The 12,129-nt window shown below is 65.4% G+C and carries 11 protein-coding genes and 1 tRNA gene; 4 read left to right on the top strand and 8 right to left on the bottom strand.

Translation table 11 applies throughout. From position 1 onward, the window contains the following. Nucleotides 1–65: 65 nt before the first annotated feature. Nucleotides 66–150: transfer RNA gene (locus ACFQPB_RS06760), tRNA-Leu, on the top strand. Nucleotides 151–159: 9 nt separating this feature from the next. On the opposite strand, the gene ACFQPB_RS06765 is transcribed toward ACFQPB_RS06760, so the two are convergent. The 5 genes from ACFQPB_RS06765 to ACFQPB_RS06785 all read right to left on the bottom strand — a co-directional run bounded on the left by ACFQPB_RS06765 (nucleotide 160) and on the right by ACFQPB_RS06785 (nucleotide 3,226). After that, nucleotides 160–372: a hypothetical protein gene (locus ACFQPB_RS06765; RefSeq protein WP_382221049.1), complete on the bottom strand. Its 213-nt coding sequence runs from the start codon at nucleotides 370–372 to the stop codon at nucleotides 160–162. A gap of 39 nt (nucleotides 373–411) precedes the next feature. Next, nucleotides 412–675, bottom strand: coding sequence for a Txe/YoeB family addiction module toxin (locus ACFQPB_RS06770; RefSeq protein ID WP_382221052.1), 264 nt, complete (start codon nucleotides 673–675; stop codon nucleotides 412–414). Beyond that, the gene (locus ACFQPB_RS06775; RefSeq protein ID WP_382221054.1) at nucleotides 672–926 is read right to left on the bottom strand and encodes a type II toxin-antitoxin system Phd/YefM family antitoxin; all 255 of its coding nucleotides are present in this window, start codon (nucleotides 924–926) and stop codon (nucleotides 672–674) included. The genes ACFQPB_RS06770 and ACFQPB_RS06775 overlap by 4 nt, the downstream gene beginning before the upstream one ends. A 132-nt stretch (nucleotides 927–1,058) precedes the next feature. After that, on the bottom strand, nucleotides 1,059–2,414 hold the full coding sequence (locus ACFQPB_RS06780) for a GGDEF domain-containing protein (RefSeq protein WP_382221056.1): 1,356 nt from the start codon (nucleotides 2,412–2,414) through the stop codon (nucleotides 1,059–1,061). Next, nucleotides 2,411–3,226, bottom strand: coding sequence for an alpha/beta fold hydrolase (locus tag ACFQPB_RS06785; RefSeq protein WP_382221059.1), 816 nt, complete (start codon nucleotides 3,224–3,226; stop codon nucleotides 2,411–2,413). The genes ACFQPB_RS06780 and ACFQPB_RS06785 overlap by 4 nt, the downstream gene beginning before the upstream one ends. A 161-nt stretch (nucleotides 3,227–3,387) precedes the next feature. On the opposite strand from ACFQPB_RS06785, the gene ACFQPB_RS06790 reads away from it, so the two are divergent. Then, nucleotides 3,388–6,969, top strand: a complete 3,582-nt coding sequence (locus ACFQPB_RS06790; RefSeq protein WP_382221062.1) for a class I SAM-dependent DNA methyltransferase — start codon at nucleotides 3,388–3,390, stop codon at nucleotides 6,967–6,969. 138 nt (nucleotides 6,970–7,107) lie between these two features. Here the strand turns inward: ACFQPB_RS06790 and ACFQPB_RS06795 are convergent, their stop codons facing one another. Then, complete coding sequence (locus ACFQPB_RS06795; protein ID WP_382221064.1) at nucleotides 7,108–8,295, bottom strand: C45 family autoproteolytic acyltransferase/hydolase; 1,188 nt, start codon at nucleotides 8,293–8,295, stop codon at nucleotides 7,108–7,110. A gap of 10 nt (nucleotides 8,296–8,305) precedes the next feature. After that, nucleotides 8,306–9,235 carry an SDR family oxidoreductase gene (locus ACFQPB_RS06800; RefSeq protein WP_382221067.1) on the bottom strand — a complete coding sequence of 310 codons (930 nt, stop codon included), beginning with the start codon at nucleotides 9,233–9,235 and terminating at the stop codon, nucleotides 8,306–8,308. Nucleotides 9,236–9,330: 95 nt separating this feature from the next. Here ACFQPB_RS06800 and ACFQPB_RS06805 point away from each other — a divergent pair, with 95 nt between their 5' ends. After that, nucleotides 9,331–10,368 (top strand): CDP-6-deoxy-delta-3,4-glucoseen reductase, encoded by a 1,038-nt coding sequence (locus tag ACFQPB_RS06805; protein WP_382221069.1) that lies wholly within the window; start codon nucleotides 9,331–9,333, stop codon nucleotides 10,366–10,368. Between the two features lie 21 nt (nucleotides 10,369–10,389). Beyond that, a complete protein-coding gene (locus ACFQPB_RS06810; protein ID WP_382221071.1) occupies nucleotides 10,390–11,355 on the top strand; it encodes a Bug family tripartite tricarboxylate transporter substrate binding protein in 966 nt (321 codons plus the stop codon). Between the two features lie 136 nt (nucleotides 11,356–11,491). Here the strand turns inward: ACFQPB_RS06810 and ACFQPB_RS06815 are convergent, their stop codons facing one another. Further along, a complete protein-coding gene (locus ACFQPB_RS06815; protein WP_382221074.1) occupies nucleotides 11,492–12,115 on the bottom strand; it encodes a YitT family protein in 624 nt (207 codons plus the stop codon). Between the last annotated feature and the right edge of the window lie 14 nt (nucleotides 12,116–12,129).

Genomic DNA, 12,129 nt, shown 5'->3' on the forward strand with positions numbered 1-12,129 from the left:
GTTGATGTGCCCTGCGGGCGAAAAGCTACCCAACACTGTGCCATAATTTCGTTTTCCAGATACCCGCCCGGGTGGTGAAATTGGTAGACGCGCCGGATTCAAAATCCGGTTCCGAAAGGAGTGTCGGTTCGAGTCCGACCCTGGGCACCAGCAGTCAAATCAACAGCTTACGTTGATTTTCGAGCCAGCAGCAATGCTGGCTTTTTTGTTTCCGGCTTCGATGTAAGGGCCGATGTAAGACGGCTTTGCAAATCTGCCCGTCACGCCAAGCAAAACACAACCGCCAAACGCACATCGCCGCCCCTGTCCTTGCCCAGCCACGCCTCCAAGCACATCGTCAAGCCGGGGTGGGGGGCTGAACATCTCGGCCATCGTCGGTTGCTCCGTTCGGTCAGTGGTCGTCCTCGCAAGCTATTGGTAGTGATGCCGGCAGGCGATCACCGTCAAGTCGGCATCGTCCACCGCGTACACCAGGCGGTGGGTGTCGTCGATGCGGCGCGACCAAAACCCGCTCAGGTTGCCCACCAGGGGCTCGGGCTTGCCTATGCCTTGGAAGGGCTCGCGCCGGGCTGCGTCGATCAGCGCATTGATGCGTTTGAGCGTCTTTTTGTCATGGCCTTGCCAGTATTGGTAGTCGCCCCATGCCGCTGGGGTGAAGGCCACGCCCCGGCTCACGCGTCCACCAGCTCGCGCCGCTTGGCCTTGCCGGCCTTGAACTGGGCGATGGATTCGGCCAGGTGGGCGGCGTTGGTCGGGCTGGACAACAGGTGCAGGGTTTCGGCCATGCTTTGGTAATGCGCCAGGGACATGACCACCGCATCGCCCCCGTCACGGCGGGTGATGATGGTGATGTCGGCATCGCTCTCCACAGTGTCGAGCACCGACTTGAGGGAGTTGCGGGCATCGGTATAGCTGACGATTCGCATGATTTTCCCCTTTTGACCTGTTCAACTTTCTGGACAGGTATTGTAGCGGGCGCAGCCAGCCTCGAAGGCGGCGTCGCCAGTGAGCGGCACAGTGCGGCCGGCAAGACAAAAAGGCTGCGGGCGGGACAATCCTCAATCCCCCTCATCACCCACCACGCGGTTTCGTCCTTCCCGCTTGGCCCGATACAGATTTGCATCTGCCCGTCCTATGGTCTGCTGCAGCGTCTCCGACCCACCGCCTCGAAGCGCGAGCCCCACACTGACGCGCACCGTGATCGCCTGGTCATCCACCTGCACGGGCTGTGCATCCATCACCGCCCGCAATCGTTCGGCCGCGGCACGCGCAGCGTCCCTGTGGGTTGCAGTCAGGAGAACGATGAACTCCTCCCCGCCATAACGAGCCAGCACATCACCATCGCGCAGAACCGACTTCGCACGGCGGGCCACCTCTTTGAGCACCTGATCGCCTGCGGGGTGTCCATACAGATCGTTGATGCGCTTGAAGTGGTCGATATCGAGCATCACCACCGCGAGGCGTTCCGCGTCCTTGGCGGCCTCTGGCAGCTGCTGAAAAGCCACATGCGCCCGGTCGAAAAAGGCGCGGCGGTTGAACAGGCCTGTCAACGGGTCGTGGTTGGCCTCCATGCGCAGCACGCGCTCCAGTCGAATCTGTGCTGTGATGTCTTGAAACAACCACACACGCCCCTTGTGACCGCTGTGGAGTATGGGATGGGTATCTACCCGCCACACGCGATCGTCCAGGCACCAGTTCACAACAAGGCCGATGTCCAGATCACGTTGCAAAGGGGCGTAAGCCTGCTCCAGCTCAGCCGCGTTCTCGCACCTCGAACGGGTATCGCGCAGGGCTTGCGCCACGAGGTCGGCTGGGACCCACCCGGCAGTCAACTGAAACAGGGTCGCCGCAGCTTCGTTGATCTGGGCCTTCGCGTGTCGGGCAGACGACACGATGATGCCCTGCGGCACACTGTCGAATACGTGATGAAATTGCGCCGCCGAGTCCTCGTTTTGCGCCTCCCATTGCCGCGCGTCGAGCAACTGCGCGTACACGGGCCGCAACCACTGCAATGTGGCATCGCCTTCGTCGCCGTCAACATCGGCAAGGTCCTGCCGTGAGGCAGAGACATCGTCCCAGAGCAGCATGAAGCCGCCCCCAGCCACACGGCCGAAGGCGCTGCAATCCACATAAGCGACAGAAACAGGGTTGAACGACAGGCCAGCGGTCACCAGGCTGGGCAGTTCCTTGCGGGACAGATGCCGAACAGTCTGCGCGCCCGTCTTCGGGGATACCGGCAGCTGCCACTGCCAGACAGGTGTATGGGCAAGCCCAATGGAGGGGACGCTACACAGCGGAGCAACCTCACCGGGCGCACGCTGCCACAAGGCGACAGCCAGGCGGCACTGCGCAAGCTGACACACACCATGCAAAAAAGACACCAAAGCATCATCTTGCGTGGCTTGGGCGGTCATGTTGCCACGCCCATCAGGGGGAGAAGGCGACGCATCAAGGCTTCCCGCACGACATCGGGCTGCGTCAGGTGTGGCATGTGGCCCTCCAACTCCAGAATCTCCGACGTGCTCCCAGGGACATGCGCATGCAACCACTGCGCCACATCGACGGGCACAGCCACATCCTTGCGGCTGTGGATGAAATGCGTGGGAACAGCCACCCGCGACAGGGTGGCGCGGTGGTCCGCCTGGAAAATCATCTTGAGGATGTGGCGGGCAATGTCGGGTCGGATCTTGAAGAGCGTCTCACTGAAGCGAGACAACGCATGCTGGGGCCCCACCCCCATCACCATGGGAACGAAGCCAGCGGCCCAGGTCTGGTAATTCGTGGCCATCGCTTCATACAGGGCGTCAAGATCACCCTGCTCGAACCCGCCCACATAACCGTTCTCCGGGTCGTTGAGGTAGCGCGGCGAAGCCTGCAACAGGATCAGCTGTTCAAAACATTCGGGGCGTGCCACAGCAGCAATCATGCCGATCATTCCGCTCACGGAATGTCCCACGTAGCTGACCGATTGCGCATGCACCTCGTCCAACAGCGACAACAAATCGTCCGCGTAACCGAACAGTGAGCTGTGCACGTCGCGGTGGTAGCTGCTGGCCCCGTCGTCTCCACACCCCGCAAGGTTGTAGGACAACACCCGAAAATGCGTATCCAGTGCGGGCCGCAAATCGTCCCATGAGGATTGATCCAGACCGAATCCGTGGCTGAGCACGACCACATGGCTGCCGACCCCGCTCCAGGTGGTTTTAAGGCGCTTAGCAACACTCATGTGTGACCTGATTTTGGCAACAAAATGCCTCGATTATCGCGACAACATCAGGTGGTTGGCTTGCCTCAGCTTGCGTTCGATTCGATGCCCTCAACTTCAGGCTCTGGCCGTTCACTTTCAGCCCCCCACTACACTCACGCCATCCAAAACTGGTATTTCTGATGGCTGACAAGACGAGCACCGCCGCTTTCATCACCCGTTGGCAAGGCGTTTCTGCCAGCGAACTCGCCACCGCCCAGTCCTTCGTCATTGAACTGTGTGAGCTGCTGGGCGTTGAAAAGCCCCACCCCACCGACGACCAGGCCTACATGTTCGAGCGCCCGGTCACCTTCAGCCATGGCGACGGCAGCACCAGCGCCGGCCGCATCGACTGCTACAAACGCGGCCACTTTGTGCTGGAGGCCAAAAAGGTCAAGGCCGGCGCCCACACCAAGGGGTTTGACGACGCCCTCTTGCGCGCCCGCGCACAAGGTGAAGGCTACGCCCGCGCCCTGCCCGCCGCCGAGGGCCGCCCGCCCTTTGTGCTGGTGGTGGATGTGGGCCACGTCATCGAGGTGTACGCCGAATTCAGCCGCTCCGGCGGCACCTACACCCCCTACCCCGACCCGCGCAGCCACCGCATTCGGCTGCAGCAACTGGCCGAGCCCGGCATCTTGGAGCGCCTGCGCGCCATCTGGGCCGACCCGCTTTCGCTCGACCCCTCGCGCATCAGCGCCAAAGTCACCCGCCGCGTGGCCGCCGAACTGGCCGACCTCGCCAAATCGCTGGAGGCCGCAGGCCACCCGCCCGAACAGGTGGCCGGCTTCCTCACGCGGGCGCTGTTCTCCATGTTTGCCGAAGACGTGGGCCTGCTGCCCGCCGCGCCCGACGGCACCGGCAGCTTTGTGCAACTGCTGCGCCAGTACCGCGAACAACCCGCCACCCTGGCGCAAATGCTGCGCGTGTTCTGGGCCGGCATGGACGTGGGCGGCTTCAACGCCGCCATCGCCCGCGACGTGCTGCGCTTCAACGGCAAACTGTTCAAAGGCGCCAACGCCGACGGCTACGTGCTGCCCCTCAACACCAGCCAGATCGACGGCCTGCTGCGCGCCGCCCAGGCCAACTGGCAAGAGGTGGAGCCCGCCATCTTTGGCACCCTGCTGGAGCGCGCCCTCGACCCCACCGAACGCCACGCCCTCGGCGCCCACTACACCCCGCGCGCCTACGTGGAACGCCTGGTGCTGCCCACCGTGGTGGAGCCCCTGCGCGCCGACTGGGCCAACGCCCAGGCCGCCGCCCTGGTGCTGGCCCACGAAGCCGCCGAGCTGGAAGGCAAAAAACGCGAAGCCAAGCTGGAAGAAGCCCGCGCCGAAGTGCGCCGTTTTCACCACCAGTTGTGCACCACCCGCGTGCTCGACCCAGCCTGTGGCAGTGCCAATTTCTTGTACGTCACGCTCGAACACCTCAAGCGCCTGGAGGGCGAGGTCATCAACCAACTGGAGGCGCTGGGCGAAACCCAGGGCAAGCTCGGCCTCGAAGGCGAAACCGTCACGCTGCAACAACTGCGCGGCATCGAGTTGAACGAACGCGCCGCCGCCCTGGCCGAGCTGGTGCTGTGGATCGGCTGGCTGCAATGGCATGTGCGCACACGCGGCCTGGCCAGCGTGGCCGAACCCGTGGTGCACGACTACGGCAACATCGAACACCGCGACGCCGTGCTGGCTTACGACCGTGCCGAAATTGCCACCGACGACACCGGCCGCCCCATCACCCGCTGGGACGGCGTGACGTTCAAGAAGCACCCCGTCACCGGCGAAGACGTGCCCGACGAAGCCGCCCAGGTGCCGCAGTGGCGCTACATCAACCCGCGCCCGGCCGCGTGGCCGCAGGCGGATTTCATTGTGGGGAATCCGCCGTTTATTGGCGCTGGCGCCATGCGCTCCGCCTTGGGCGACGGCTACACCGAAACCCTGCGCGCCACCTGGCCCGAGGTGCCCGAAAGCGCCGACTTTGTGATGTATTGGTGGCACAAAGCCGCCAACGCCGTGCGCGCGGGCGAAGCCAAACGTTTTGGCTTCATCACCACCAACAGCCTGCGCCAGACCTTCAACCGCCGCGTGATCGAACAGCACCTGGACGCGCCCAAACAGCCACTGACCCTGGCCTTTGCCGTGCCCGACCACCCGTGGGTGGACAGCGCGCAGGGCGCTGCTGTGCGCATTGCCATGAGCGTGGGCACCGCTGCTGCTGAAGAAGGCAGGTTGCTGACTGTGACCCACGAACGCACCGCTGACAACGATGAGGTCAACGTCGAACTTGAGGAACAGCGCGGCCAACTCCACGCCGACCTGCGTTTGGGCGCAAATGTTTCAGGTACAAAACCGCAGCTTGCCAATCTGAACCTCAGCAATCGAGGTGTTCAACTGTTTGGAGCAGGCTTCATCGTCACCCGCGCGGAAGCTGCTGCCTTGCTCCCTCTCCCTATGGGAGAGGGCGGGGGTGAGGGCACGCCCGCCAACAATGCCCCCATCCGCGAATACCGCAACGGCCGCGACCTTATGGCCACCTCGCGAGATGTGTTGGTGATTGACACTTTCGGCATGGGTGCTGACGAATTGCGTGAGTGCTTTCCTGCGATCTACCAGTGGCTGGTTGAACGTGTAAAACCAGAGCGGGATAACAACAATCGGGAATCAAGAAAACGCAATTGGTGGTTGTTTGGCGAGACCAATCCGAAACTCCGCAAGCAATTGGCTGGACTCGGGCGTTACATCGCAACCGTCGAGACATCAAAACACCGCGTTTTTCAGTTTCTCGATGTCAGCATCTTGCCGGACAACATGCTGGTAGCTATTGCGACTGACGACGCGACCTGGCTCGGCATCCTCTCCAGCCAAATCCATGTCGAATGGGCGCTGGCAGCGGGTGGCCGGCTGGGCGTGGGGAACGACCCACGCTACAACAAATCGCGCTGCTTCGAGCCCTTCCCATTCCCCTCCGACGACACCGGCCTCACCCCCGCCCTGACTGAGCGCATCCGCCAACTGGCCGAACAACTCGACGCCCACCGCAAAGCCCGCCAGGCCGCACACGCGGGCGTCACGCTGACCGGCATGTACAACGTGCTGGACAAACTGCGCCGGGGCGAAGCGCTGACCGCCAAAGACAAGCTGGTGCACGAACAAGCCCTGGTGAGCGTGCTGCAAAGCCAACACGACGAACTGGACGCCGCCGTGTTGGCCGCCTACGGCTGGAGCGACCTCGGCCCCGTGCCCTGGGCCGATGAAGCCGCCCGCACCACGTGGACCGAAACCCTGCTGGAGCGCCTGGTGGCGCTGAACGCCAAACGCGCCGCCGAAGAAGCCGCCGGCACCGTGCGCTGGCTGCGCCCCGAGTTTCAAGACCCGGCACGGCGCGCGGCCATCGCCACCGCCGCCCCCGCGCCACAACAAGCCGGCATTGAGGGCGTGGAAACACAAGCCGAGGCCCAGGCCAACGCCGAGCTCGACACGCCAGAGGACACCGCCGCCACCGCCGCCGTGGCGCCCACCTTGACCGCACAACCCTGGCCCCCCGCCCTGCCCGACCAGGTGCGCGCCGTGGCGCAGGTGCTGGCCGGCAGCCCCAGCCCGCTGGCCGTACCCGCCATCGAAAGCCACTTCAAAGGCAAGGGGCCGTGGAGAAAAGGCTTGCCACGCATCCTCGAAACGCTGGAAGCGCTGGGGCGGGCGCGGCGCGCAGATGGCGAGCGCTGGGCGGCGTGAGCGCGCCGCAAACAAGATGAAAAGAACAACCGCAGCCCGCTCATCACTGGCCCTTGCCGCGCTGCTCTGCCTGAGCCCACACGCAGTGGCACAACAGCCGGTGTACCGCTGCAACGGCAGCGAAGCCTGTCTGTGGGGTCAAACGGCTTGAAACGCCACGGTGTCGGGCACCCCCGGTGCCACCCACATCTGGCGCGCGGTGGCGTCGATCATCACGCCCGCCACACTTTCCACACACGCCTCGGGCGGCAAGGCCGGATCGGGGTGGCGGCACACCGCAAGGTAGCCGCCGCTGGTGTCGCGCAGAAAGGCCTCCAGTCCGGCCCGGTCCACTTGGGCGGCCTCGCCATGTCGGCAGGACGTCTCCAGCCGCGACTGGGTGGACAGCGCCACCGCCATAGGCGCCTGCACCGCTTGCAAAGCCGGGCTCAGGTAGTGGTTGCTGTGGCTCACGCGGCCACGCACGGCGGGCCATTCGGCCCAGCCCGCCGGGGCCAGTTCAAAACAGGCAATGTCGCCGCGGGCATCCACACAGGCGATGTTGGAGCCGGCGCCAAAACCCAAGCGCGCCGCGCGGTCCAGCTCGCTTCTGGCCTGGGCCAGGCTGTTGCAGTCCAGCAAGTGCCGCAACAACACATGCACCGGCACACCGGGCCGCGCGCCATCGTCCACCGAACGCAGGATGTTCAAGCCCAGCCCGAACCCGGCTTCGTGCAAGCCTATCTTGGCCAACATGCCGGCCTCGGTGAGGGTGGTGATGGTGTGGCCCTCGGGACCGGGTGTTTTGAGCAGCACCAGCGCGGCGCGCTGGCGGCCCAGCCAGTCCCAGTTCTGCGCCAGCCAGGTGTGGCCATCGGCGGTGGCTGGCGGCGCCACACACAGGGTGGTGCATTCGCCTTCTTCGTGGGCTCGGGTGGCCGCCGCCGACAAGGCCTCGGCTTGTGCATCGGAACCCCAATCGGACAGGCCCAGGGCGGTGTTGGCGGTCAACGCCGCATGCACCAAGGCCGGGTCGGGCGCCTCGGCATACAAGCCGGGCGGCAAGATTTCGGTGCGGCAGTTCAGCGCCAGAATGGCCGCCAGCGGCTGTCCACTGCCTTCGGCAATGCCTTGAATTTCAGCAAGCCAACGCGGGCTCAACGCCGCGATCACCTCTGCATAGGCCTGCGCCCGTTCGCACGCCTGGGTCCACGAGATGCCACAGCCCGCGAACATGCGGGCGTAGGTGGACACGCTGTGCGCCACCTGGGCACGCGCGCCCTGGCCATGGATGAGGCCACGCGCGTGGTCGGTGGCAGCGGCTCTCAAATCCAGCGTGGGAAACATGGTCGCTCCTTCATCGTGAAGCGGCCAGGCCCTGCGCCACCGTGGGGTAGCGCAGCACCAGCCGCAGTTCGCGCTTCATGCGCTGGTTGCTCAAGCGGCGCGACTCGCCCATGAAGCTCAGCAGGCTCAGGGGCAACTGCTGCTGGGCGCTCTCGCGCGACACACGGGGCGGACGCGGCAGGCCATACAGGTCGGCGGCCAGGTCGAAGTAGTCGCCCATCTTCAGCTCGGTGTCGTCGCTCACGTTGACCACACGCTGGGCCTTGGGCGCCATGAGGGCACGCACACAGGCGCGGGCGAGGTCGTCGGCATGGATGTGGTTGGTGAACACGTCGTCCTCGGGGCGCAGCACCGGCGTGCCGCGTTGCAGGCGCGCCTGGGGCGTGCCACCGTCGCGGTCGGGCGCGTAGATGCCGGGGATGCGCAACACGTTCACCGGCACACCCAAGGCGCGGCCCCACGCACGCACCGAGGCTTCGGCGTCCACGCGGCGCATGGCCCGGGGTGTTTGGGGTGTGGGTGCACGCGTTTCTGCGACCCAGGCGCCGCCACAGTCGCCGTACACCCCGCTGGTGGAGCCATACACCAGCGCCCAGGGCGGCGCGCGGCGCGCCAACACCTGCAGCAAACCACGGGTGCGGGGGTCTTGACGCCAGTCGGCCAGGTCTTGTGAGGGCGGCGGCGCCAGGTGCAGCACACGCTGGCCCAGGCCGGCCAGGCGGCGCAGGCTGTCGGGTTGGTCGAGGTTGCCCAGCAGTGGCGTGATGCCTTGGCCACGCAAGGCGGCCACACGTTCCGGCGAGGAGGTCAGGGCCAACACCCGCACCCGGCCTTGGGCAGCGCCCAATTCGCGCGCGGCACGCTGGCCCACGTCACCACAGCCCACCACCAACACGCGCAGGCGCCGAAAACGCGCCGGGCGGGCGCCGATCAAATTCATTCGAAACCGTCCATTCGGTCAAATTTGAGACAATCGCACGCATCGTGGCGGCGCCTGTCGGCGCCGCTTTCCATTGCGATTCATTGATTCCGAGTATGACATTCACCATCACCGTTCAGCCCAGCGGCCGCGCCTTCACCGCCGACGCTGGCGAGTCCATGCTGGCCGCCGGCATCCGCCAGGGCATTGGCCTGCCCTATGGCTGCAAGGACGGCGCCTGTGGTTCGTGCAAGTGCAAGAAGCTCGAAGGTGTCGTTGTCCACGGCCCGCACCAGGCCAAGGCTTTGAGCGCCGACGAAGAAGCCGCCGGTTATGTGCTGACCTGCTGCGGCGTGCCCCAGACCGACGTGGTGCTCGAATCCCGCCAGGTGACCGAAGCCGGGGCCTTCCCCATCAAAAAAATGCCGGTGCGTGTGAGTGCACTCGAACGCGTGTCCAGCGACGTGGTGGTGTTGCGCCTGCAGCTGCCCGCCACCGACCAGTTCCAGTACCACGCCGGCCAGTACGTGGAGTTTTTGTTGCGCGACGGCGACCGCCGCAGCTACTCCATGGCCAACGCACCCCACACCCAGGCCGACAAACCCGGACTGGAGCTGCACCTGCGCCACATGCCCGGCGGCAAGTTCACTGACCACGTGTTCGGCGCGATGAAGGAAAAAGACATCCTGCGCATCGAAGGGCCTTACGGCAGCTTCTTCCTGCGCGAGGACAGCACCAAGCCCATCGTCATGCTGGCCTCGGGCACCGGTTTTGCGCCCATCAAGGCGCTGATCGAGCACATGGTCGCCAAGGGCATCACCCGCCCCACCACGGTGTACTGGGGCGGCCGCCGCCCGGCCGACCTGTACCAGCACGACTGGTTGGCCGCACAGGCCGCCGCCCTGCCCTGGCTGAGCTATGTGCCCGTGATTTCGGACGCGTTGCCTGAGGATGGCTGGACCGGTCGCACAGGCTTTGTGCACCGCGCGGTGCTGCAGGACTTTGCCGACCTCTCCGGCCACCAGGTGTACGCTTGTGGCGCGCCCATCGTGGTGGACTCGGCACGCGCCGACTACACCACCCAAGCCGGCCTACCTGAAGACGAATTTTTTGCCGATTCATTCACCAGCGCGGCCGACAAAGCTGCTGCCTAAGCCCCCACATAAGGAGACACCATGCAACGCCGCACGATCATCACTGCCGCTACCCTCGCCGCTTTGGCGCCCCTGGCCGCACACGCCCAAGCACGCACCACACGCGTCATCGTGCCCTTCGCGGCCGGTGGCCCCATCGACGTGACGGCGCGCATCCTGGCCGAACGGGTGAAGGACTCGCTGGGCACGGTGATCATCGAGAACCGCCCCGGTGGCGGCGGCAACATCGGCGTGGACGCGGTGGCCAAGGCCGCGCCCGACGGGCTGACGCTGGGCATTGCCACCACCGCCTCACACGGCATCAACCCCTGGCTGTTCAGCAAACTGCCGTTTGACCCAGCCAAGGACTTTGCGCCGGTCACGCAGATGCTGCGTGTGCCCAACGTGCTGGTCATCAACGCCGAGACCGCACAGCGCCTGAACATCCACAGCTTGGCCGACCTGGTGAAGTACGCCAAGGCCAACCCCGCCAAGCTCAACTACGGCTCGGGTGGCAACGGCAGCGCCGGCCACCTGGCGGGCGAAATGTTCAAGAACCAGGCCGGCATCTTCGCACTGCACATCCCCTACAACGGTGGCAACCCGGCACAACTCGCCCTGCTGTCGGGCCAGGTGGATTTCAACTTCGACAACCTGGCCACGGCCGCGCCCAACATCCGCTCGGGCAAGCTCAAGGCCCTGGCCGTGACCACACTGGAGCGCTCGGCCGTGATGCCCGACGTGCCCACCGTGGCCGAGACCTACAAGGGTTTTGCCATCGACACCTGGTGGGGCCTGATCGCCCCCGCCGGCACGCCGCGCGACGTGGTGCAAAAGCTCAACACCGCGTTTGTGGACGCGCTCAAATCGCCCGAGGTGAAAACCCGGTTTGGCAACCTGATGGCCGAGCCCGCGCCCAGCACGCCGGAGCAGTTCGACGAGTTCATGAAACGCGAGCGTGCCAAGTACGAGCGGGTGGTGAAGATCAGCGGCGCCAAGGTGGATTGATACAGCCCACCCCCGCCGCTTGCCCGCTGCGCGTGGCCGCATCCCCCCTCAAGGGGGCGGCACCAGCCGTCCAGCAGAGCCGGCCCGGCGGTGCCTCCCGGCTTGCCTTCTCCCGCGCGCCCAGTCCCGACAGGGCTCAGACGCCGAAGTAGCGGTCGGTGCGGTGGTTGACGGCAATCACAAAGTTGAGCGCCACCGCACCGAGCACCGAGAGCAGCAATTGCAGCGGCGGCAGCACCGCCAAGCCCAACGCCAAAATCAGCACGTCGGCCCCCATCTGGATGGCGCCTGCGCGCCAGCCGCGCGTTTTTTGCAGGTAGATGGCCAACACGCCGATGCCGCCCAGGCTGGCGCCGTGCCGGATGAGGATGAGGATGCCGGTGCCGGCCAGCAGTCCGCCCATGACGGCCGCAAACGCCGGGTCCAGGTGCGCAAACCCCACAAGGTGTGGCAACACCTCCACATACAACGACATGAGGCCCACGGCAGCAAACGACTTGAGCGTGAACACCGGTCCCAGCGCCAGCCAGGCGAACACGTAGAACGGCAAATTGACCACAAACAGCCAGGCACCCAGCGGCCACTGGCTGACGTAGTGCAGCACGAAGGCCAGGCCGGTGGTGCCACCGGTGAGCAGTTGCCCCTGCCGGAACATCAGCACCGCCAGCGCCACAAACAGGCAGCCGGTCAGCAGGCCTTGCAGGTCTTCGAGTGTGCTGTGGGGGGCGGCTGCAGGGACAGGCGTGCGCTGGGTATCCATTCGGGGGATTGTGT

It is taken from the genome of Hydrogenophaga atypica (assembly GCF_042665215.1).
Classification (GTDB): Bacteria; Pseudomonadota; Gammaproteobacteria; order Burkholderiales; family Burkholderiaceae_C; genus Hydrogenophaga; species Hydrogenophaga defluvii_A.

Bases quoted from the DNA above. Each gene is read 5' to 3' on its own strand.
- ACFQPB_RS06765 (WP_382221049.1), bottom strand. From the start codon at position 372: ATGGCCGAGATGTTCAGCCCCCCACCCCGGCTTGACGATGTGCTTGGA.
- ACFQPB_RS06775 (WP_382221054.1), bottom strand. From the start codon at position 926: ATGCGAATCGTCAGCTATACCGATGCCCGCAACTCCCTCAAGTCGGTG.
- ACFQPB_RS06780 (WP_382221056.1), bottom strand. From the start codon at position 2,414: ATGACCGCCCAAGCCACGCAAGATGATGCTTTGGTGTCTTTTTTGCAT.
- ACFQPB_RS06785 (WP_382221059.1), bottom strand. From the start codon at position 3,226: ATGAGTGTTGCTAAGCGCCTTAAAACCACCTGGAGCGGGGTCGGCAGC.
- ACFQPB_RS06790 (WP_382221062.1), top strand. From the start codon at position 3,388: ATGGCTGACAAGACGAGCACCGCCGCTTTCATCACCCGTTGGCAAGGC.
- ACFQPB_RS06795 (WP_382221064.1), bottom strand. From the start codon at position 8,295: ATGTTTCCCACGCTGGATTTGAGAGCCGCTGCCACCGACCACGCGCGT.
- ACFQPB_RS06800 (WP_382221067.1), bottom strand. From the start codon at position 9,235: ATGAATTTGATCGGCGCCCGCCCGGCGCGTTTTCGGCGCCTGCGCGTG.
- ACFQPB_RS06805 (WP_382221069.1), top strand. From the start codon at position 9,331: ATGACATTCACCATCACCGTTCAGCCCAGCGGCCGCGCCTTCACCGCC.
- ACFQPB_RS06810 (WP_382221071.1), top strand. From the start codon at position 10,390: ATGCAACGCCGCACGATCATCACTGCCGCTACCCTCGCCGCTTTGGCG.
- ACFQPB_RS06815 (WP_382221074.1), bottom strand. From the start codon at position 12,115: ATGGATACCCAGCGCACGCCTGTCCCTGCAGCCGCCCCCCACAGCACA.